This window comes from Flavobacterium frigoris, assembly GCF_900111075.1.
Classification (GTDB): Bacteria; Bacteroidota; Bacteroidia; order Flavobacteriales; family Flavobacteriaceae; genus Flavobacterium; species Flavobacterium frigoris.
Map to the genome: position 1 here is coordinate 1 of NZ_FOFZ01000023.1, position 22,889 is coordinate 22,889.

Below are 22,889 nucleotides of genomic sequence, written 5' to 3' on the forward strand. Positions count from 1 at the left end.
CCGATAGCAGTGGAAATCCTACTGAGCCAGTCCCGAAACATCGGGATTGGCTCAGTAGATTGTAACGAATAGCGGGAAATAGCTCCTAAAAAAAAATAGGCTACTCCTTTATATATATAGCCTCTTTTTTTATAATGGGGAACGCCCAAATTATCTTTATGGTTTTGGTTGCTGTGCTTTAGCTTCCCAGAAATCATTCAGATTATAGATATCTACTGAATGAGCCGGTGGTTGGTTCTGCAATCTCCCAGATTCAAATGCTCTTGTAAGTATCGTTTCTATCAAAAAGTCTTCATTAGAAACGTAAGGCGCATATTCTGTTTTTAAATTAATGTCAAACATGCTAGCTGCAGTATTAGACCAAAAAGCTTTCCAGCCGCTTTTTAGTGTTTTTACCAGTTCAAAAGTTGTTGATCCGGTTTGGCGATGGATTAACTTTACTAAAATTCGTCCTTGACTGCGTGACAATTTTTTAAGTTTTGCTTCAAATTCATCATTTAGGTAACTTTCTACTATCTTGAAATACTTCTTTTTTTCTTTATTGGTAGAAAGCCTTTCCATTCCTTTATTCAAAAGCGTTAATCTTTCGGAAGCTAACTTAGCGTAAGGATACGTTCTATAGACTCTACTTTGCAAAATCAGAAACTGTTTCTTAGCATCGGGATCCAACTTTTCTTTTGAAACAATGATTTCTTCCAGTTGTATGGTGTCATTTACAATGTCGTCAGATTCCAGTAATTCGTATCCTATCTTTATGGTATACTTTTGAATTACTTGCCCTTGGACAACAATGGACATAAAAAACAAACCTAAAATATATTTAATAATCTTCATTGGGGTAAAAGTTTTATTGCCAAAATTATACAATATATACGCAAAGGTAATGCCAAAAATCAATTTAAATAGTTACTAACTATTGACAATAACTATTAGTGTTTAATAAATCTCATAATTACTCAAATTTTTAACATACAAACGTTTTCAGAACAGAGTAGTTACATAATTTATAGTGTTGTTTTTACATCAATTACTATATTATTTCATTATATTCTGAAATTCGATAAAGTTTACCATTTTATTGCCATAAATAATAATTTTATACGCATTCATTCATCTGTAGCCATATAGTTTAAATTGAGTTTTACTAATATTAATTCGCAATTGTCATGACGATCTAACAATGCTTCGCAATATTATCATCCAAATAACCAATTTTGAATCGAATGACATCATTGGAGAAAACCATCGCCGGTGCCTTTTTAGACAATCTCATAATTGAATTATTAGGTAATTCAGCAAGAAAAATGAAGCCGTAGCAGTAGAAAATAGTAGTTTTTCAATATAAATTGAAGTGGTCAATACTACCTGAATATGCACTTAAGTATATATCAAAAAAAGGGGGCGCAACTTTAATTAAAAAGCGCACCCCAATAGTTTTAAACTTACCCACTTATTAAGATAGTGTCTATTTACTTTTGTTAGGTTTATAAAAGCTTTCTATTACCACCATCCTCTTATATTATATCTAACAATAGTAGCTTTTGGTCCATTGCCATATGCAACTCCAATATCTCTATAGGCTTGAATTCTTTCACTTTCTTGAGCTTGTTCTTTTAAAGAATATTTCCATTCCCTTGCATCAAGATCTTTTACCCTCGCAGCAATTTTATTAGATAATGATTTCACTTCCCCAAAACAGGAGGCACTTGGTTCTATTGCCGATAGTATTTCGCCAACTTTATAAGCTCCGTCTACGGATTGATTTGCAGACCATATACTGGTTGCTTCAGCTAATTTTAACTTACAATCGCTGTCTATTTGTTTTTGATAAATCGGTGCAATTGCATCCATAGATTTATCATAACAACCTTTACAAACTGTTGGTACACTAGTTAACCTATAAATCGCTTCATCATAACTATTTTGACTCACAAGGGCTTGAGCCTCTTTTATTATAAAGTCGCATTTGCTATTGTAGTATTCTATTATTTTTACTTTACCATTTTCTACAAAACTTTGAATACTAGTATTATTAGGGCTAATTCCTTTTAATGCAGAAATATATGCTTTGGTTTCATTTTCGCCAACGCCTTTTACATTAATAGAAGTACTGGCAAATTTAGTTCCTTCGATACCATCGCCAATATATAGAGTTACTTCTAACGTTAAGGCGGTCATTGGTGGTGCTGTAGGTGTCAAATCTTTGGACAGTATGTTAATATTTGCAGTAATGATAAACCTTTCGTTTGAGCTGGTGCCACCCATACCACTTTGTGTCGCAATCTGACTTAATTTATTCACCAGAAGACTTCTTGCTGCATCAGGAATTTTATCAATTTGTAGCGGCACAAAAGCTGCAAGGGTAATCCTTCCTATATCGTCCGGTTCATTCGCATTATTTTGAGCATAAGCACTTAAACCAACAAAACAAAGAATCAATAGTATTAATTTTTTCATATCTCTTTAATTTCCTTTTATTCAATTCATTATTTATCTCCAAGAACAATAGATGATTCTCCCAGCCCTTTCATCATAAGTTTGTTTGTAATTGCAAATGGTGGTTTTTTTAAATAATTTTGTAATTCTTTACAAAATCCTCTAGCATCAATTGCAGTACCTGCCTCGTTATACATTGGAATTCTTACCTGTTTAAACAACATCATATTTTCAGTAGATTCAACGGTACTAAAACGACCCTGAACAGTATTTTTTGTTAGCCATTCTTCTATGATAGTATTTAATTCTTTTCCATCATACTCTTTTTCTAAATCACCGTCCCAAGACTCGAATTTTTTAATTCTGATAATAATTTCTCTACCATTTATAAACATATCCTCTTTAAATGCCATTAATTGCACATTAAAATTGTCCAGATGTGATAAAACTGCTGTTTGCAACATAACTTGTAATGTTGCACCTATCAATTCATTCCCTGTTCCAGAGGCACCAGCAACTTGTTTATTTGTATATGCATCTAGCCCTTGCAGTATAAATGTTATGGATTTTTTAGGACCTATTTGGTTTATTGTCCAAGTGACCTGCATCCAAATATCAGCTTTTGCAGTTTTTTTTAATTTGTCAATAGGGCTTTCACTGATGCCTGCACCTGTTTTACTAGTCAATAATGCATCTTCAGCACTTTCTGAAGCAAGTGTTTTTAAAGCTCCCTCCATTGATTCCAATGGAAATTCTCTTTCAGCCATTAATTCACTCAATTTTGCTGTCACTAGCAAAAGCTCCGCGTTTTCTTGAAATGCTCTTTTATAATCTGGAATTTTAACTTTAGTCCCTTGGTTGTCATACTCCATCATATATCCGTTATTAGTACACCATACATCACTGGGAACGATCATAATTGTAGGTTTTTTTGCTTGTGAAAAACCTAATGATGTTATAATCAACATCAGCAAACTAATAAAGTATTTTCTTTTTAATATATTTTTCATTTTTTTCGAATTAATTAATTTTTAAGAATACCATCAGTAATCATTTTTTGTTTAAGTTCGCTTCGAAGAACACGTATTACTAAACTATAAGTGTATTGCGATCCAGGTTGTTTCTTATCAATGAAAACTTCTATTTTATTTTTCGATCCATCACCATTAGTTATAAATTCCCGATACAATCCACCGTCTCTGAAAAACACATTAAAATACGCTTCATTTCGTTCTTTAGCATTGAAATCAAGAATTAATGGCTTTGAATTACAATCTGATCTACCATTACTTATACCATTGAACAAAACATCTTTAATTGCATTCTTATAGGCTTGTTCAATCGCATCAGATTTACTACTACCATTACCCCAAGACTTTAAAGTTTGCGATCCGTCCAATTCAATACCTAAACATGCTGTTTTAAATTCGTAATTACCAGCAACTGAATTGTTAATTTTAGCTTTACAACCAAATAAAGTTATAATGCAAATAGAAAAAAGAGTAATTAATTTTCTCATGACTTAGTTAATTAGATTAAAAACCAGAATTAAGCGATTTAATAACACTCGCATTTTCCAAATCCTTCCTTAAAGCTGAAACGTTAACCGAAACTATTACCCCTATTTTATATTCTTTTCCTACCTTCATTCTGTCTCCTGCTGCAACAGCTCCATCATTTGACAAAGAAACAAACTTCATATACTTCCCACCATCTGCAAAAAAGGGTCTGAAAAAATCTTCTTTCTCTACTTCTAAATTTACATTATTAGTTAAAGGTTTCTGACCTGGGACAGATTGAGTTCCTGTAAATCCTTTAAAAATAATACCATGCACCGCATTTTTTTTGGCTTGATCAATTGCAACCTCTGGCTTTTTTGAATAAGACCATACTTTAACTAAATAAGTACCTTGAGTACCGGTCTGCACAGCATCAATTTCATAACGCCAATCTTCAGTTGCTTTATCTGCTTTCTTTTTAGATTGTCCGTTGACAGTTAGCGTAAAACCTATTATTACTAAAAACATGATACTGCTTTTCTTTAAAAAATCTTTCATTTATTTGTTTTTATAAAGTGAGAAAAACCCCTTTCAATCACTTTTTGCATTTGAAAGGGGGTATTAATTATTTTATTTGTTTTATAAGCATCCCTGACTGGAACTTTTTCCCTCCAGAAAACGTGGTGCGATCAATAATGGATTTGGTTTCACTTCCTACTGCACCAACTAGTGGAGCCGAGTTTTCTTCAATGTTAAATGTATTATCCCAAACTGCATCTTTTTCAACTTTGATAGTTCCAACACTTTTATATGTTATTACACCTGTTTTAGGGTCTTGAACCTGCTCAAGAACATCGAATTTTTCGCCACCCTCTAGGCCTTCTTTTTTACCAATTTTAGCAGTAATAGGATCTCCAGTATAGAGCGGCGTTTTTGTTTTAAAGACGTCATATTTTTTCTGAAGTTTAGCGTATACGTTGTCTATAATCCTCACAGTAGAAAGTTCAATAATCTGGTCTTCAGTTCTTTTTTCTGATAATGAAAACGTCACTAAACCTGATGCGCTTTCATCACCAACAAATTCTAACTTAAACAAATCTGAAGTATCAAACGCAGCTTTCTTTTTTGGGTTCAGTGAAGTCTTATCTATATAAAGATCCGTATAAAAGGTATTAGACGTAGCCTTATCCCATACTAATTTATATAGGTATGACGTAGCCCAAATGGAAAAACCCTCTTTTGTTTTTTCATAAACAGCATCAATTCCTTTATTAACTTTGCCTAAGAGCATCGCTGGAATTTTTTGGGCAGCAACAGTTTTTGCTGCATCTCTTACTGCTCTAGCCACTGGCTCATTGGCTACAAAATTAAATTTATTTATTACTACGAATGTGTTGTCTATTAATTCTTCTCCAGCAGTTCTAAGAAGTGCTTCACCGTCTGAAGAAGACTGAGCTGCCTTTGTTTCAAGAAATGAAGCATTAAATACACCTCTGTCTTCAACTAATTTAGAATCAAAACTTCCATCAGCCTGTCTATTAAACCATTTCGCAACAATTTTGTTCGCAATTTTTTCTTTTATTAGATACTTTTCAATTCTCAGTGGCAGCTCCTTTGAAACTGAATCAGTTTCAATTTCAAGTAATCCAGTGGCAAACGCACCAACTTTTGAAGGTTTGTATATCGTTGCTTTCTCTTCAACAGTCAAAGTATAATTAATTGGATCAAATGATTTTTGACTAATTTGATGATCATTATACTTCTCTGGAAAAGGTGCATTATTAAATGCCTTAAGAACAATTTCTTTTTTGGGAAATTTATCCGATTCGATAACCATCGTATGTAGAGAACTTCTTCTAAATTTTAAATCTAAAGGATTTTCTTGAGCTTGAACAAACGTCCCTGAGCTAACTATTAGTCCCAATACAAGTAATTGTTTTTTCATTTTTGTAATTTCTATTCTTTAATTATGTTCGTTTTTTACAGTGGTATCTGAACTCCACTTTTTTTTTACTTTTTGTTCTCAACTCTATAGCTTTATCAGTCCGCTATTTTCTATACTTGAAAATATGTGGATTACTGATTTCCTTTTATTGGTAAATAATAGTTTATTAGCAATTAACCACCACAACTGAATATCCCTGATATCGCTGTGTCTTTATATTTAGCTCCGTTATACACCTCTACTATCGTAAATCTAAAATTACCTTTACTCCATTTCTCAGGTATTTTAAAAGTCTGCACGCCCATCACGTCTGCCAGCTCTAAAATGCAAATATCTTTTCCGTTTAAAGAAACCTTAAATTTTTTAACTCTTGAGTTGTCTTGCCAAGCAGTTTTGGAAGATTGATATCCATTTAAAATAGATATTCCGCTTGTACTACTATTCATAATTTGCCAATCTTTAATTTCAAGGAATTCTCCAACTCCATAGTCAACATTCCCTTCAACCCAAGCAGTTCTAGGATCATCATCACAAACATAACTTGCTATATATTTTGTTTTTCCTTGTGACAATAAAGTTTTGGATGCTTTAACCTTCATTGATTCAGGCCCTTCACACATTTGGTTGGGCATTGTCCATTGGTCGGCGGGTCCATCTTCGGATTCAACAGGTCTTACCCCCCAAGTCACGAATTTTTCACCATTTGTCTTTGCTTTTATTGAAGGTAGTTGACCATAACTAAACGAAGTAAGTAGGATCGCTCCCAAAATTGTCATTACATTTTTCATCTTTTATTTTTTTTTATTAATACCATGTTTCGGATTGCAGTGCAGTTACTTTAGTGAAGTCTAGATTTTTATACATATATCGACCAATTCAATCACTAATATTTAGATGTCTCTGGATTAAAAGTTTGAAAAATAGGTAATTTAGCAATCGCCATTTTTTCTTTTGTTATTTCTGGTTTTTCGTTCTCAACATCATATCGTTCAACGGTTGTGATTTTTGTTCTAGTAGATAAATTTGCCTCTTCTGTTTCGAAATAAGCATGTCCATCAGAGGATGAACGCTTGAAACCTATCATCTCAAAATTGCCATTTTGATATCTAAATTTATAATTATGCTGACCTCTCATTAACTCATAAGTTAAATCTAATATTCCTTTTTTAATTTCTATCGACGGAAAATTTTCGACTTCCATCCTACCTTCTGAGTTAGACAGAAGTGTACTATTTTCAATAATCAATTTGTAGTTACCATCGGGCGTACCAAAGAAAACGGAAGTTTTAAAGTCTCCTTTTCTTGGATCTTTATAAACTTTCACAACATCCTTAATATTATCTTTATTCAAGTCGCCATTAATTTGCGAAATAAATTTACTAAACCTGCTACTCGTACTTTTAGATTGCGAATGACCGATTGTAAAAATTGTAAAAACAGCGATTAAAACAAATAAATTTTTCATCCTTTATTTTTTAAGTTTCCAAATCATAAGGCTTTTCAGAATACACCCCGTTTTTTAAAGTGGTTTCTGAACTCCACTTTTGCGTATATTAATAATGTAAAAATATTCTTGTGAATCAAATAAAGTTTACGGTTTTCCGTATTTGGATAAAATAAATTTTAAATTTATCGCAAATAACTAATTACCAATTAATTATCTTTATTTTTTTTTATCAAAAACCCATATATTTTAATAGATAGTTTTCTAACCAGTAGATTTTACTAGTTTTAGATAGGCTAATAAGAAGCATGTTTAAGTAGTAAAAGCGGCAATAATTAAAAAACCGTCTCTGATTTAGGTGAGACGGATTCTTGATTAGTCCTATGTACTTGCCAATTTAAAGTGCTAGGAAATTAACTTGGAGTAATTTGTGCTCCTTAATCATTATATACAGCAAACCCTTTAGCTATTAAAGCATTCTTGTCTATAATTCCTTGTCCCGTAGGAGGCGCATTAGGAGTTTGTCCACTCAGAAAAATAGTCTTTGAAAATCCCGCTGCAAAAGTAATTCTACTGTTAAAGCTGTTCAATAATTTATTTATTTCTGAACTTGGTAGTGAGTTATTACTCAAACCTACTGACGAATTTGCATATACATTTGTTAAATTAGGAATTTTTATGCTCGTTAATTTTTTGTTGCTGAATACCTGCAACCAACCATTTAATTCTTTTAGCATTGGTAAATCTAAAGAAACTAATGATGTATCAACTATGTAAACTTCTCCAATAGTCAATAAAGGTGCGCTCAATGAAGTTAGGAAAGAAGACCCCGAAATGGTTACGCCGCCAGTAGTCAGTAAAGGTAAGTTCAATGAGGTTAGAAAAGACCCCCAAATGGTTACGCCGCCAGTAGTCAGTAAAGGTAAGTTCAATGAGGTTAGAGAAGATTTCCCCGAAAGGTTTACCGTGCCAATTCTTAACTGAGGTAAATTAAATGATGTTACTAACGGACATGAACCTAAACTTATAGAATTTGAACTTACAAGATTATTGAGTGAAACAGACTGAAGTTTATTTTCATTACCTACACTCAGTGTATTTATATTTTTTAAACCATTTAAATTAATCGTAGTTAGATCAGCATTGTCATAAATTTGGATATCCCAGACTGAAGTTAAAGCACTTAAATCTAATGTGGTCAATCCAGTTGAATACCTGACACTTATATTAGTCGTAAGAGGTCCTACTTCCTGTGCAATTTGTGCAGCGGCTTGTGCATTTGTGATGTTTCCTGTTATAAAAACATGAGTTTTTCCTTGACCTGTTATTGTGCCGTTAGTGCCATTGGTGCCGTTAATACCATCTTTTCCGGGTATTCCATCCGCTGTACAAGACATTACACAAAGTGCCAAAATAGATCCTAAAATTAATTTCTTCATTATTAAACTTTTAAATTTACCTACTCTATTTGCGGTTTTCGGCTTTTCCGCTTGGTGTTACTTTTAATCTAAATTCATTTTAACAACTATTAATGATTCCTAACAAACAGCAACAATAAATAATACGGCTGTGTATTTTTTAATTCATTAAATAGAGAGCGCACAAATACTATACTGTGATTGAAAATTTAATTACAGTTTCTAAATACCACATTATTTTGTCCCTCTTTTTTCTGTTTTATTTTTTTCTTACTTCTATGACTGTACTGATACTCCCCTTTTTTATGTTTGTGATTTCTGAACTACACCTTTTTAGTAAATTTTAATGTAAAAATATTCCTGTGAAATAGATAAAGTTTACGGTTTTCCACATTTGGATAAAATGAATTTTATAAATCCTTAAAAACCAATTTTATACATATTTTTTTTTATTTTAGAATCAAACAGATTATAATGGGTATTAATTTTTTGAATATATTTATTGTAGCTGCAGAAAAGGTTGGAATTGGAATTTGAGTATAGTATCGTAATGAAGCTAAATAGTTAAATGGATAAATTATTATTATAGTCACCATTGCATTAACTTCTTACTGGAATATATGAACATGGAAATAACAAAGTGGGGATAATAACATTATAATTTATAATTTAGCAAAAAATATATTTTATGAGCACTAAATCGATATTAAAAGAATCCTCTATTACATTTTTAGAGCAATATTTAAACAACGCCTCCCCTACTGGCTTTGAAGCTGAAGGACAGAAATTATGGATGGAGTACCTAAAACCTTATGTTGATACATTTATAACGGACACTTACGGAACAGCAGTAGGGATTATTAATCCTGATGCTCCATATAAGGTAGTAATTGAAGGGCATGCCGACGAAATTGCATGGTATGTAAACTACATTACTGATGAAGGAATGGTTTATGTAATTAGAAACGGTGGATCAGATCACCAAATTGCACCTTCTAAACGTGTAAATATTCATACCAAAAAAGGAATTGTAAAAGGAGTATTTGGCTGGCCCGCTATTCATACTCGTAATAGAGACAAAGAAGAAAATGCTAAAATAAGTAATATTTTCATTGACCTAGGTTGTGAGACTAAAGAAGAAGTTGAAAAACTAGGAGTTCATGTGGGTTGCGTAATCACTTACCCTGATGAATTTATGGTTTTGAACGAAAATAAATTTGTTTGTCGAGCCATTGACAACCGCATGGGTGGTTTTATGATTGCCGAAGTTGCGCGTTTATTGCATGAAAATAAAGTAAAATTACCTTTTGGACTGTATATCACCAATTCTGTTCAAGAAGAAGTGGGTCTTCGTGGTGCTGAAATGATTACTCAAACCATTAAACCAAACGTAGCTATCGTTACTGATGTATGTCACGATTCTACAACTCCGATGATTGACAAAAAAATTGAAGGAGATACTAAAATAGGAAAAGGACCAGTGGTGACCTATGCACCGGCGGTACAAAATAATTTAAGAGAACTAATTCTAAACACTGCCGAAGAAAAGAAAATTCCTTTCCAGCGTTTAGCTTCTTCAAGAGTTACTGGAACAGACACGGATGCATTTGCGTACAGCAATGGTGGTGTGGCTTCGGCATTGATTTCACTTCCTTTGCGTTATATGCATACTACTGTTGAAATGGTTCACCGTGATGACGTAGAAAATGTTATTAAATTAATATATGAAACGCTATTGAAGATTGAGAACAACGAAACGTTTTCTTATTTTAAATAGGATTAGTAGCTATTCCTGCTATCTGCTTTATCTTTTTCTGGTTTCTAAAACGAAACCAGAAAAAGGATATCGCTTCTATCAGGGCTAAAAAAACCGCAACTCCATCAAGGATTGCGGTTTTTTCTTTTATTTTATTTACCTCTTACTACCTATTCTCTAAATAAGCCAAGACGTTTTTTTCTATTCTTTCATTGATATTTGAAATATCCGCTTTTATGAATTTTTCACCAAGAATCTTTTCATACAACTCAATATATCTTTCCGATACGGTTTCAATATATTCATCAGACATATCAGGAATTGATTGTCCTTCTAAACCTTGAAAACCATTTTGAATCAACCAGCGACGAACAAACTCTTTGGATAATTGCTTTTGCTCTTCTCCTTTGTCTTGTCTTTCCTGATATCCTTCTGAATAAAAATAACGAGAAGAATCAGGCGTGTGGATTTCGTCAATAAGAACAATAACTCCGTCTTTAGTTTTGCCAAATTCATATTTGGTGTCCACCAATATCAATCCGCGGCTTGCAGCAATTTCAGTTCCTCTTTGAAATAAAGCTCTGGTATATTTTTCTAAAACTAAATAATCGGCTTCTGTAACAATTCCTTTTACTAAAATGTCCTCACGAGAAATATCTGCATCGTGTTCTCCGTTATCTGCTTTTGTAGTTGGTGTGATTATAGGAGTTGGGAATTTATCATTTTCTTTTAATCTTTCAGGCATTGGCACACCACAAATTTCTCTTTTCCCAAGCGCGTATTCACGAGCAGCGTGACCTGACAAATAACCACGAATTACCATTTCTACTTTGAAAGGCACACATAAATGTCCCACAGCTACACTAGGATCCGGAGTTACAATCAACCAATTCGGAACTATATCTTGCGTTAATTCCATGAATTTAGTAGCAATTTGGTTCAGAATCTGACCTTTATAAGGAATCCCTTTTGGCAAAACCACATCAAAAGCTGAAAGCCTGTCTGTTGCTACCATGACTAATAAGTCGTCATTGATATTGTACACTTCCCTTACTTTACCTCGGTAAACCGATTTTTGATTTGGAAAATTAAAATTAGTAGTTGTAATTGTATTACTCATTGTGAATGGGTGTTGCATTGTTGTTTTGCAAAAATAGGTTGTTTGAAAGAGATACACAAAATTGTTGAAACATTATTGAGGTCATAGAGCGTACTATTTTTCAAGAAGCGTTTCATTAAATAAATTCAATATTCTTCTGTACTCATCAACCCAAGAATAGGTTTCTTTAAAACCATGAGCTTCAACAGGAAATGAGGATAAGCTCCAGTTTTTCTTTCCAAGTTCTATAAAACGTTGTGATAAACGCACCACATCTTTGTACTCTACATTGTTATCCACCATTCCGTGTAGTATCAACAAGTTTCCTTGTAAATTATCAGCGAAATAAATAGGCGAACTTTTTCTATAAGCATTAGGATCTGTTTCTGGGAAATTAAGGATATTCCCTGTATAACCATGATTGTAATGAGCCCAATCAGTTACTGAGCGTAATGCCGCTCCAGATTTAAACTCGGCAGGCTCTGTCAACATTGCCATTAACGTTATAAAACCGCCGTATGATCCACCGTACATTCCTACTCTATTTGCATCAATACCTAAATTTTGAACCAAATAATTTTTACCATCTATCTGATCTGATAAATCTTTCCCTCCCATAAATCGGTAAATTCCAGTTCTAAAATCTCGTCCGTAACCATCACTGCCTCTATAATCGATATCTAAAACGGTGTAACCTAAGTCATTCAATAAATTATGAAACATATATTCTCTATGGTAACTACTCCAGTAATTATGGGCATTTTGTAAATAACCCGCGCCATGAACAAAAACAACAGCTGCTTTATTCGCCTTACTCGATTCTGGTTTGTATAATCTTGCATTTACATTAGTCCCATCTTGTGCTTTGAAGGTGATTACTTCAGGAGTTCGCCAAGAATAAGATTCAAACGCTTTCGAAGTAGAATGCGTTATTGCAGTTAATGCTGTTTCTTTTTTATTCGCAGCTATATAAAATTCCCAAGGCTTATTTTTATAAGAATAACGAACAAGCAAAGTAGCTTCATCGGGCGAAAGAGTTACTTCATGAGCTCCGTCTTTAGTTAGAATGGGTTGTAAATTACCGCCAGAAGCAGCCAATTTATAAAACACTCTATTTCCTGGGTTTGTCGTATTTGTAGTTAAGTAAAATGTTTTTTTATCTTTTGATAAATTTACATCTCTAACTTCCCAATCCCCTTTTGTCAATTGGATTCTTCTATTAGTTTTTAAATTATGACTGTACAAATGGGAGTATCCTGTTGCTTCTGATTGAAAATAAATAGTTTCATTATCCGCTAAAAAATCTAAAGTTCCGGAACTGTTAGCATAAGAAGGAATACCAGGTCCGCCGATCCACGCTTCATCATGCTGATAATCGATTTCTTTGAAAGTCGCTTTTTCTAAATTCAATTGTACAATCCATCTCTCTTTATTATCAAGACTTCTAATCTCTGTAATGACATAAGAGCCATCTTCGTTGTAAGTGGGTTCTTGAACAAAAAGTAACTTATCTTCTTTTTCTTTATTCTTTAAATTTTCGTAGTCCTTATAATATTCTGGAGTATCTTGGATGTGACTTAATGAAGAAAAATTCATAAAGCAAACGGAATCATTAGCCACAGAATAAATTCCGAATTTTGATTTATTTAAATTTGCTGTTGAAACTTTTTTCTTTGTGTCTACTGATTTATTGTAGCCGTCTTTAGTTATGAAATTTTCCATCACTTCGCTCTTAATTTCAGTAACTTCTACTAATCTAAAAGTAGCGTAATTCCCCTTCGGATTCATTTTTAGACTTTCAAACGAGTCCTTACCATAATAATATGTTTTAGGGAAGTCAGATTTATTTTCATCAGCTTTTGCCTTATTCCAATCTTTCTTTGCCTCTCGATCTCTAATATATTGAAATAATTCTTTTTGCTGGGAATTTAAAAAACTGTCTTTCTCCTCTTCTTTTTCCTTTTCTTTTCCTTGTTTGAAATTCGTGAGTTGAACCAATGTCCCTAGATTCGTATCCAATTTAAGGATATTTTCATTTTGCACAAAAAACAACATTCCTGAATCTGTTCCTAATTCTAAGTTAGAAACTGGATTAGATTGTTGCAATAGTTTTTTCTTCCTTTTATTTTGGATAGAATACGAATACAAAGCTCCTTTATCAATATAATATACGATATCTGCATTCGGTTTTCCTTTAAAATCTAATTTAGAGAATGCAGCTTCTGGCGCGACAACTAATAAAGGTTTTGCCATTCCTTTTTCCCAGAAATAAGTACTGGCTCCCAACTCATTATTAGGATTCCATTCAAAATACACTTTTTTGCTATCTAAAGACCATCTGCCATAAAAAGGTTGCTCTCCAATGAAAGTGTCTCCTTTCATGATGTCTTCAAGCTGAAGAACTTGACTTTGCGACGTGAAGGAGAAAAATATAAATGCTACGATAAAAATAGTTCTGATCATTTTGTATGGTTTATTCCACACAAAAATACACTTTGAATCGTATTTAAAAAAATATCGTGACTTTAGAATACTTAAATACTTAAAATAGTATGCTTCAGTAGTTTTTCAGATAGATAAGTAGCTACGCCATTGTCGTAATTAGTTGCTATTACTTCAAGGTGAGAAAGCTTGTTCTTTAAACTATCAGGAGCATTTCCCATTAGTAATCCTTTGGCTGTAGCATTTAACATATTTTCATCGTTGTATCCATCACCAAAGGAAATGGACTGATGAAAACTTAGACTTTCTATTTCTAAAATCTTGGCAATAGCCAAACTTTTATCGACCGTCTTGTCCATAAACTCCAAACAAAGCGGTAAACTAAATGCGTGACTAAAAACATCTGAATGCTTTTCTACTATTTTATCTCTCAGCTCCATTAATCTCGAATGACGCTCATGAGTAAAAAACATTTTTATGGCACTCAAATCTTTTACAGTATCAAAATTCACAAGCTCAGGCAAATAATTCAATTCCGTCTGAAAACTGTTTAAAGCCTCATTATGTTTATTAGTCAACCAAACATCCTCTTTAAAAACTACTGTGGTAAACTCTTCATCTATTCCCATTGATAAAACTGATTTTATCGCCTCGCTACTAATATTATGCGAAAAAAGAAGTTCATTTTCTGGCGAGTGAATTCTAGCTCCATTTGATGTTACTAAATAGACCGGACATCCTAAGCCTTTAACAATAGGCATAGCATCGAGATGATGACGACCTGTAGCGATAATAATCAAGTAATTTTGATTGTGAAGCTCTTGAAAAACTGCTTTGGTATATTCTGATATTTTATGATACTGATTTAGCAATGTCCCGTCTAAATCAGTTATTACTACTTTTATTTTCTCTTGTAACATTTTAATTTTCATATTCATTTGTAATCTTTTCAAAAATATTGAATTTTAAATAGATTTCCAATAGCAAACCAATACTTAACAAGTTCTTTACATTTAAAAACGCTGCTGTCTTTATACCTTATACGAGGGTAACCAATTGTCTTTTACTTCACTTATTACATACCATTTCTCACCACCTGTCAAATCAAAATGATGTACATATATTAATTGTTGTATTTTAAATACAACAATAAAACTTTTAGCCTACCTTTGTAAAAATATTAAATACAAAAATCATGAATACTGCACAAAAAGAATTAGTCAAAGCTACCGTTCCAGTCCTAAAATCTAGTGGTAATGCCTTGGTGACTTATTTTTATCAAAGAATGTTGGCAAATAATCCTGAACTAAAGAACATTTTTAATATGGCTAACCAAGCCAATGGTAAACAACAAAATGCATTAACTGGAGCTGTATTGGCTTATGCCGAAAATATTGACGACCCAACAGTTTTAATAAATGTTTTGAAGTCCATAGGGAATAAACATGTTAGCTTACACATACTTCCTGAGCAATATGATATCGTGGGACATAATTTAATCGAATCTATCAAAGAAGTATTGGGCGACGCAGCAACTGTTGAGCTAGTGGATGCATGGACCTGTGCGTATACCGAACTGGCTCAAATAATGATTTCTATTGAAGCCGAAATGTATCAAAAAACAGCAGATCTTAAAGGCGGTTGGATTGGCTGGAGAACGTTCATAATCGATAAAATAGTAACCGAAAGTGAGGAAATTAAATCTTTTTATCTAAAACCTAAAGATGGTAATGCTATTGCTACTTTTTTCCCAGGACAATACATTTCTGTCAAAACATTTATACCTGAATTAGGACATGAACAACCCAGACAATATAGCTTATCTAGCAGTTTTCATGAAGAGTATTACCGTATATCGGTAAAAAGTGAAAAAGGACGCACTACACCTGATGGCTTTGTTTCGAATGTATTACATACTAAAAAAATCGGAGAAACTATTGATGTTACCGCCCCTGCGGGAGTTTTCTATGCTGATCCCGAATCAGTAAATCCATTAGTATTAATTAGTGGAGGCGTTGGAGTAACTCCTTTAATGAGTATGGTTGAAGCCAATAGCCATTCACTTCAAAAAAACAAAACAATTTGGATCCATAGCTGTCGTAATGAAAATGTACACGCCTTTAAAGACGCAATCGAGGATTTGAATAGCAAGGAGAACTGGTTAACTTCATTCGTTTTTTATGAAACACTACCCGAATACGAAACTAATGCTATCGAAGGAAGAGCAGAACTGCATCAATACAAAGAAGAAATAATTATTAACGATGCAAAATATTATATTTGCGGACCTGAATTGTTTATCAAGAAACAATATCAATCTTTAATAGAACTTGGTGTTACAAAAGATGCTATCTTTTATGAAGAGTTCGGACCTCAATTATTAGCTTTAAATTAAAAAAAAATTATGAAATTAAACCACTTTACCGATTTTAGTATGCGTGTTTTGATGTATTTAAATCAAAAAAAAGACAGCCCTCAAAGTTCTTTGGATGATTTAGCTAATGCTTTCAAGATCTCACGAAACCATCTCGTTAAAGTGGTTCAATTTTTAGCTGCAAATCAATTGGTACTGACTAAAAGAGGGAAAAACGGTGGGATATCAATTTCCGAAAAAGCGAAACAAACTCCTTTGGGAGATTTAATCCATTTATTAGAACAAGATGATTCCCCTATTGTTAATTGTGATGCTAAACCCTGTGTTTTCAAATCCCATAATTGCAAATTAAAATCATTATTCAATAAAGCTTATCTGCTGTTTATTGAGAGTTTAAACGAATCTAATTTATCAGATCTTGAATTCAATGATTGGAACTACATATTTGAAAATAATCCAAATGCGCAAAACAATTCTTAATAGCGTCATCGTAACTTGTTTTATCACATTCACACTGACATCAATTAATACAAATACCAAAAATAGTATTGATTTCATTTTACTATGGACTCAATCGTGGATAATAGCTGCTTCGATTTCCAGCATCTTCAACATCTATATTATTCCTTATTTATATAAGAAAAAAGTAAAGCGGGTTCTCAAAATATTTTTTTGAAGGATCAAGCTATTTAATTTGGCAAAAAACAGCTGCTGTTTATTTAAAAACTGATTGTCTGATTATCCTACCGAATAAACGATAACCAATTCCAGACCTAAGATAACTCAAACTATTGGCATCAAAACCAATCGTATACCTCTTAAAATTTTTAGGCGGATTTTCAGCTATCTTTAAAATTTCCTTAATAATTTGCGGTTTTAAATCCGTATTTTTCTTGGTTTTATTTTCCAATATACGACTTATTTTTTCCATTAAATTATTGTACGAAGGCAAAGACGATCGACACGATTTAACTACATTTTTTTGAAAATTAGAAGGTGTATTTCCAAATTGAACCGTAGAAACGCTGATCTTAAAATCAATTAATTCATAAGCCATGCATTCAGAAAAACTCTCAACGGCATGTTTCGTCGAATGGTAAAAACTACCTAAGGGTAAGTTAACTAAACCCGCAATGGAGGTTATGTTTATAAAGTGCCCCTTCTGTTGCGCTCTAAATTCAGGAATAAATGCCCTGCATACTTTTACCACTCCAAGCCAGTTTACATCAACAATAGTATTGATTTCAGTATCCTCAGCTAATTCTACAAAACTGCGGTATCCTACTCCGGCATTATTTATTACAACATCGACTGTTTTAAAATCTTCAATTATTTTTTTCTTAGCGGAAGCAATACTTTCTGTTGAAGTCACATCCAGCAAATAACAGCTGATGTTTTCTACTCCTTGCAGTTCTTTACCATGATCTAGATGAATCATAGTAGCTATAACATTCCATCCATTTTCAGCAAAATGAAAGGCAATTTCCTTCCCTATACCTCCGGAAGCTCCCGTAATAATTACGTTCTTCAATATTTATTTTTTTAAGCTATTATTTTTTATGATAATAGCAACGTTGTGAAATTCATCCAACAAAAAGTTGAATATTATTTTAAAAAGTACGACCCCATATCGGGGTCGTACTCAGTATTTATTTTAGTCTGGATTCTCGGTATACTTATAGGCATCTAATACTTTTTTAACTAATCGGTGTCTTACGATGTCTTTATCATCGAGATATACGATTCCAATTCCTTCAATATCCTTTAAAACCAACAGTGCCTCTTTAAGACCTGAAATAGTTCTTCTGGGTAAATCAACTTGCCCTGGATCTCCGGTTACCATGAATTTCGCACTTTTCCCCATACGGGTTAGGAACATTTTCATTTGGGAATGGGTTGTGTTTTGCGCCTCGTCCAAAATCACAAAAGCATGATCTAGCGTTCGGCCTCGCATAAAGGCAAGTGGAGCAATTTGGATAATTCCTTTCAAAATATAATCTTCCAGTTTTTCATTAGGAAGCATATCCCGTAATGCATCGTATAACGGCTGCATATAAGGATCTAGTTTTTCTTTCATATCTCCAGGAAGAAAACCAAGATTTTCTCCTGCTTCTACTGCTGGGCGAGTAAGAATGATTCGTTTTACCTGTTTTTCCTTCAACGCTTTTACGGCCATCGCGACCCCAGTATAGGTTTTCCCTGTTCCTGCTGGGCCTACCGCAAAAACCATATCATTTTTATTTATCGTATCAACCAGTAATTGTTGGTTAGGCGTCATGGCTTTGATAATTTTACCACCAACACCATGTACCAGAATTTTATCGTTAACTACGGTTCTTCGATCGTCCTCCTTCTCGCCTAAAATGACACGCTCGATAACATTATTATCTATGTTATTGTAACGTGTAAAATGCAGCATTAACCGCTGAAAACGTTTTTCGAACTCGTCTAAGATTTCCTTTTCTCCAAATGCCTTTAAAGTAGTTCCTCGAGCAACAATCTTAAGCTTTGGATAATATTTTTTAATCATTTCAAGATGAGTGTCTTGAGCGCCCCAAAATTCTTTTGGAGCGATGTCTATGAGCTCGATTATTCTTTCGTTCAAAAGTTGTAGTTTTATATTAAAATTAATCAATTAATAAATCTAATCCGTTTTGGTTTTAAACCTCAGTATTATTTGTCTTATTATTTGGAATTTGTTTTTCGTTTTTTGCTTTTTTGAATTTACTATTATTAGATTTGCATTTCTCAAATTTAATGAAAATTAGTTTTAGAATCCACCAATATTTATAAAAAAAATATGTCAATAATTACCCTTACTACCGATTACGGCTTGAAAGACCACTTTGTAGGTGCTTTGAAAGGGAAAATATTATCTGAGTATTCTGAAGCTTCCATTATCGACATTTCGCATCATATCGACCCATTCAACACAGTTGAAGCAAGTTACATTATTAGCGCGGCCTATTCGAGTTTCCCAAAAGGTACCGTTCACTTGATAGGGGTCGATATGGAATTGAATAAAGAGAACCAACATATTGTTATGCAATGGAATGATTCTTACTTTATTGCTGCCGATAATGGCATTCTGAGCATGCTTTCGCAAAAAATTGTTCCGCAAAAAATGGTTGCTATCAATATTCACGATCGACTGTCGAGCGAAGCTACTGGTATGGATGTTTTTGTTATGGTCGCTTGTCATATTGCAAAGGGAGGATTATTAAACGTTATTGGAAAAGAAATTAATAGCATCAAGCAAATAACAGAATTAAAAGCCGTTATTTCTGATGACAATAATATATTAAAAGGGCATGTTATCTATATCGACCATTTTGGTAATGTGGTGACCAACATCAGTAAAAGACAATTCGTGGAAGCTGCCAAAGGCAGACCCTACGAGATTATAATGAAAACTAAAAATATCAAAACCATTTTGCCGAATTACTCGGCAATTGCAAGTTCTGATAAATATCCGATCAAGAATTATGAAGGAGAAAAATTGGCGATTTTTAATGAAGCCGGTTTCCTCGAAATTGCCATTTTTAGAAGCAACCCTTCAAAAGTAGGCTCAGCTAATAGCCTGTTAGGATTGAATTATCGAGATGTAGTTTCTATCCAATTTAAGAATTAAAAAAGTACCTAAATTATCAATCGTTAATATAAAATCTAAATGTTTGTACGAATAGTAAAATTGAGTTTTCACGAAGAAAATATTGCCACATTCTTGGAAAATTTTGAGGCTAATAAAGAAAAAATTCGAAATACAGCTGGGAATCGTTTTTTAGAATTGTATCAGGATAAAAACAACAAAAGTATTTTTTTTACTTACAGTTATTGGGAAACCGAAGATGATTTAGAAAATTACAGAAAGTCTCCATTATTTAATGAAGTCTGGAGTTTTACCAAAAAATTATTCAATGATAAACCTGAGGCTTGGAGCGTCGATAAATTAGTTTCTTTAGTTTAAATTTTGTTTAGTTTAATGTTGCTAAACATTAAACTTGAAACCGAAAATCTGAAACTTTAAAAAAAAAAATTAATGAAAGCCATATTATTAAGAGAAATTAAGTCCTTTTTTGGTTCGCCCATAGGTTATTTAGTCATCGCTCTTTTTCTCATTCTCAACGGATTATTTCTTTGGGTTTTCGAAGGAGACTACAACATTTTGAACACTGGTTTTGCGGATATGACCCCATTTTTCACTTTAGCGCCTTGGATATTGATTTTCTTGATTCCTGCGGTTACCATGCGCAGTTTTTCGGATGAGAAAAAGCAGGGAACCCTTGAATTGCTTTTAACAAAACCATTGAGTCTGTGGCAAATCGTAAACGGAAAATTTCTTGGCGCAGTACTACTGATTGTAATGGCTATTATTCCAACATTTATTTATGTCGAAGTAATCTCCAGTTTGGGTATGCCACAAGGAAATCTTGATATGGGGAGTACCATTGGATCTTATGTAGGACTGTTATTCCTTATTAGTGCCTATTCTTCCATTGGCGTTTTCGCTTCTACCCTATCTGATAATCAAATTGTCGCTTTTATCGTGGCAGTGTTTTTATGTTTCTTTTTCTATTTTGGATTTGAAGGCCTCGCATCATTAACGCCGTCTTTTTCGACTTTAATATCTGCTTTTGGAATGCAAGGCCATTTTAAAAGTATGGGGCGTGGCGTGATTGATACTAGAGACGTACTCTATTTTGCAAGTATAACGGTGTTGTTTCTTTCGTTTACTGTTTATAAACTTAAATCTTTTAAATTGTAATGGTACCAATTAAAAAAAGCAACCTGAAATCAGTATTAATAACAATCATAATTTTACTGATTGTAAATATAATAGGAAATCGTTTCTTTCATCGTTTTGATTTAACAAAGGATAAAAGATACACCCTTTCTGCTACTTCTTTGAATATAATCGAAGAAGTAAAAGAACCGTTGTACATCAAAATATATCTGCAAGGAGATTTGCCTGCTGAGTTTAAAAGACTGCAGCAAGAAACGCAGCAACTACTGGAGGAATTTCAAGCATATAATAAAAATATAGTTTTCGAATTCATCGATCCATTGGAAAACGAAGATACCAGTATGGATAATATCAAAGAGTTGTATCGAAAAGGATTAACGCCTGTAAATATAACAGTTGATGACAAAGGAAAACAATCACAAGCGATGGTTTTTCCTTGGGCTATAGCAGTTTACCAAAATAAAGAAGTCAATATTCCTTTGTTAAAAAATAGAATGGGCGCTTCGACCACTGAAATGGTCATTGGTTCGGTTCAACATCTTGAATATTCAATTTCAGACGCCCTTCATAAAGTGACAACTGCAAAGCAAAAAACGATTGCCGTAATCAAAGGTAATGGTGAACTTCAGGATGTCTTAATGGCTAAATTCCTCTTACAGATGAGAGAAAGTTACCACATAGGTCCATTTACTTTAGACTCGGTTGCAAAAGACCCTACAGGTAGCTTAAATGCTCTAGAAAAATATGATTTGGCGATCATCGTTAAACCGACCGAAATGTTCTCTGATGCCGAAAAGCAAGTCTTAGACCAGTTCATCATTAACGGAGGAAAGACAATGTGGCTAGTGGATCAGGTAAATGTGGAAATGGACAGTCTTTATAATGAATCTGGATCGACATTAGCTTTCCCAAGGGATCTGAATTTAAACGATATGTTCTTTAAATATGGTTTTCGTATTAACCCCGATATTGTAAAAGACGAACAAGGAACTCCTATAAAACTAGCGACCGGCGAACAAGGAAGTGCTGCTCAGTTCCAGGAATTCAACTGGAAATTTGCTCCATTGGTTTATCCAGAAAGTACGCATCCGATTGTGAAAAACTTAGGCGGAATTAAATTTGATTTTGCAAATCCTATAGACACCTTGAAAAACGGAATTAAGAAAACGATACTGTTACATTCGACCCAATATTCTAAAAAAATTGGCGCTCCGGTAGAAGTAAATTTGGATATTGTTGCTGAAGAAACTAGCCCGAATCATTATATCAAAACCGGAAATATTCCGCTTGCTGTTTTACTTGAAGGTTCCTTTCATTCCATGTTTGAAAATAGGGTTTTGCCTTTTAAACAAACAGCGTTTGAATCCACAGGAAAAAAGAATAAAATGATTGTGATTTCTGATGGAGATTTGATAAAAAACCAATTGGATAAAAACTTTCAACCGGTGGAACTGGGTTATGATCAACGTTCCGGAAATTTATACGACAACAAAGATTTCATGCTGAATTGTGTCAATTATCTATTAGACGATACGGGACTTATTAACATTCGAAGCAAGGATTTAGATTTACCTTTATTAGATAAAGAAAAAGTTTTTGAAAACTATACTAAGACGCAAATCATAACTATCGGGCTGCCACTCCTTATCTTAGTGTTATTTGGCGCTTTATTTACGTACCTTCGAAAAAGGAAATACGGGCAGTAGATGTTAATAAAAAAGTTTCAATACTA

Annotated in this window: 22 protein-coding genes; 8 read left to right on the forward strand and 14 right to left on the reverse strand. The window is 33.3% G+C overall.

Going from position 1 to position 22,889, the window contains the following annotated elements:
• Positions 1-156 precede the first annotated feature (156 nt).
• The 9 genes from BMW63_RS17155 to BMW63_RS17195 all read right to left on the reverse strand — a co-directional run bounded on the left by BMW63_RS17155 (position 157) and on the right by BMW63_RS17195 (position 8,763).
• Positions 157-834 carry a DUF4294 domain-containing protein gene (locus tag BMW63_RS17155; protein WP_074724715.1) on the reverse strand — a complete coding sequence of 226 codons (678 nt, stop codon included), beginning with the start codon at positions 832-834 and terminating at the stop codon, positions 157-159.
• Positions 835-1,500: 666 nt separating this feature from the next.
• Complete coding sequence (locus BMW63_RS17160) at positions 1,501-2,457, reverse strand: hypothetical protein (RefSeq protein ID WP_074724687.1); 957 nt, start codon at positions 2,455-2,457, stop codon at positions 1,501-1,503.
• A gap of 29 nt (positions 2,458-2,486) precedes the next feature.
• Positions 2,487-3,446 (reverse strand): DUF6175 family protein, encoded by a 960-nt coding sequence (locus BMW63_RS17165; protein ID WP_074724688.1) that lies wholly within the window; start codon positions 3,444-3,446, stop codon positions 2,487-2,489.
• A 14-nt stretch (positions 3,447-3,460) separates the two neighbouring features.
• Complete coding sequence (locus BMW63_RS17170; protein ID WP_074724689.1) at positions 3,461-3,955, reverse strand: hypothetical protein; 495 nt, start codon at positions 3,953-3,955, stop codon at positions 3,461-3,463.
• 16 nt (positions 3,956-3,971) lie between these two features.
• Positions 3,972-4,493, reverse strand: coding sequence for a hypothetical protein (locus BMW63_RS17175; protein WP_074724690.1), 522 nt, complete (start codon positions 4,491-4,493; stop codon positions 3,972-3,974).
• A gap of 67 nt (positions 4,494-4,560) precedes the next feature.
• Positions 4,561-5,880, reverse strand: a complete 1,320-nt coding sequence (locus tag BMW63_RS17180) for a hypothetical protein (protein WP_074724691.1) — start codon at positions 5,878-5,880, stop codon at positions 4,561-4,563.
• 173 nt (positions 5,881-6,053) lie between these two features.
• A complete protein-coding gene (locus BMW63_RS17185; RefSeq protein WP_074724692.1) occupies positions 6,054-6,668 on the reverse strand; it encodes an NADase-type glycan-binding domain-containing protein in 615 nt (204 codons plus the stop codon).
• 95 nt (positions 6,669-6,763) lie between these two features.
• Complete coding sequence (locus BMW63_RS17190) at positions 6,764-7,345, reverse strand: hypothetical protein (protein WP_074724693.1); 582 nt, start codon at positions 7,343-7,345, stop codon at positions 6,764-6,766.
• A 416-nt stretch (positions 7,346-7,761) separates the two neighbouring features.
• A complete protein-coding gene (locus BMW63_RS17195) occupies positions 7,762-8,763 on the reverse strand; it encodes a hypothetical protein (RefSeq protein ID WP_139174280.1) in 1,002 nt (333 codons plus the stop codon).
• A 667-nt stretch (positions 8,764-9,430) separates the two neighbouring features.
• Between BMW63_RS17195 and BMW63_RS17200 the strand changes: the two genes are divergently transcribed.
• Positions 9,431-10,519: a M42 family metallopeptidase gene (locus BMW63_RS17200; RefSeq protein ID WP_074724695.1), complete on the forward strand. Its 1,089-nt coding sequence runs from the start codon at positions 9,431-9,433 to the stop codon at positions 10,517-10,519.
• A gap of 145 nt (positions 10,520-10,664) precedes the next feature.
• Here BMW63_RS17200 and BMW63_RS17205 read toward each other — a convergent pair whose 3' ends face one another.
• The 3 genes from BMW63_RS17205 to BMW63_RS17215 form a co-directional block, all read right to left on the reverse strand.
• A complete protein-coding gene (locus tag BMW63_RS17205) occupies positions 10,665-11,618 on the reverse strand; it encodes a phosphoribosylaminoimidazolesuccinocarboxamide synthase (RefSeq protein ID WP_074724696.1) in 954 nt (317 codons plus the stop codon).
• A gap of 93 nt (positions 11,619-11,711) precedes the next feature.
• Positions 11,712-14,060, reverse strand: a complete 2,349-nt coding sequence (locus tag BMW63_RS17210) for a S9 family peptidase (RefSeq protein WP_074724697.1) — start codon at positions 14,058-14,060, stop codon at positions 11,712-11,714.
• Between the two features lie 71 nt (positions 14,061-14,131).
• Positions 14,132-14,977: a Cof-type HAD-IIB family hydrolase gene (locus BMW63_RS17215; RefSeq protein WP_245745018.1), complete on the reverse strand. Its 846-nt coding sequence runs from the start codon at positions 14,975-14,977 to the stop codon at positions 14,132-14,134.
• 257 nt (positions 14,978-15,234) lie between these two features.
• On the opposite strand from BMW63_RS17215, the gene hmpA reads away from it, so the two are divergent.
• From hmpA to BMW63_RS18715, 3 genes are read left to right on the forward strand one after another with little or no spacing between them, the layout of a single operon-like run.
• Positions 15,235-16,434 carry an NO-inducible flavohemoprotein gene (gene hmpA, locus BMW63_RS17220; RefSeq protein WP_074724698.1) on the forward strand — a complete coding sequence of 400 codons (1,200 nt, stop codon included), beginning with the start codon at positions 15,235-15,237 and terminating at the stop codon, positions 16,432-16,434.
• A gap of 9 nt (positions 16,435-16,443) precedes the next feature.
• Positions 16,444-16,893 (forward strand): RrF2 family transcriptional regulator, encoded by a 450-nt coding sequence (locus tag BMW63_RS17225; RefSeq protein WP_074724699.1) that lies wholly within the window; start codon positions 16,444-16,446, stop codon positions 16,891-16,893.
• Positions 16,874-17,089: a DUF2798 domain-containing protein gene (locus BMW63_RS18715; protein WP_074724700.1), complete on the forward strand. Its 216-nt coding sequence runs from the start codon at positions 16,874-16,876 to the stop codon at positions 17,087-17,089. Before BMW63_RS17225 ends, BMW63_RS18715 begins: the two co-directional genes overlap by 20 nt.
• A gap of 39 nt (positions 17,090-17,128) precedes the next feature.
• Here the strand turns inward: BMW63_RS18715 and BMW63_RS17235 are convergent, their stop codons facing one another.
• Complete coding sequence (locus tag BMW63_RS17235; RefSeq protein ID WP_074724701.1) at positions 17,129-17,944, reverse strand: SDR family NAD(P)-dependent oxidoreductase; 816 nt, start codon at positions 17,942-17,944, stop codon at positions 17,129-17,131.
• A 123-nt stretch (positions 17,945-18,067) separates the two neighbouring features.
• Positions 18,068-19,018 carry a PhoH family protein gene (locus BMW63_RS17240; protein ID WP_074724702.1) on the reverse strand — a complete coding sequence of 317 codons (951 nt, stop codon included), beginning with the start codon at positions 19,016-19,018 and terminating at the stop codon, positions 18,068-18,070.
• Between the two features lie 195 nt (positions 19,019-19,213).
• Here BMW63_RS17240 and BMW63_RS17245 point away from each other — a divergent pair, with 195 nt between their 5' ends.
• From BMW63_RS17245 to gldG, 4 genes are all read left to right on the forward strand, one after another.
• The gene (locus tag BMW63_RS17245; protein WP_074724703.1) at positions 19,214-20,044 is read left to right on the forward strand and encodes an SAM hydrolase/SAM-dependent halogenase family protein; all 831 of its coding nucleotides are present in this window, start codon (positions 19,214-19,216) and stop codon (positions 20,042-20,044) included.
• A 39-nt stretch (positions 20,045-20,083) separates the two neighbouring features.
• Positions 20,084-20,380, forward strand: a complete 297-nt coding sequence (locus BMW63_RS17250) for a putative quinol monooxygenase (protein WP_074724704.1) — start codon at positions 20,084-20,086, stop codon at positions 20,378-20,380.
• A gap of 72 nt (positions 20,381-20,452) precedes the next feature.
• The gene (gene gldF / locus BMW63_RS17255) at positions 20,453-21,178 is read left to right on the forward strand and encodes a gliding motility-associated ABC transporter permease subunit GldF (protein ID WP_074724705.1); all 726 of its coding nucleotides are present in this window, start codon (positions 20,453-20,455) and stop codon (positions 21,176-21,178) included.
• Positions 21,178-22,863, forward strand: a complete 1,686-nt coding sequence (gene gldG / locus BMW63_RS17260) for a gliding motility-associated ABC transporter substrate-binding protein GldG (RefSeq protein ID WP_074724706.1) — start codon at positions 21,178-21,180, stop codon at positions 22,861-22,863. Before gldF ends, gldG begins: the two co-directional genes overlap by 1 nt.
• The last annotated feature ends 26 nt before the right edge of the window (positions 22,864-22,889 follow it).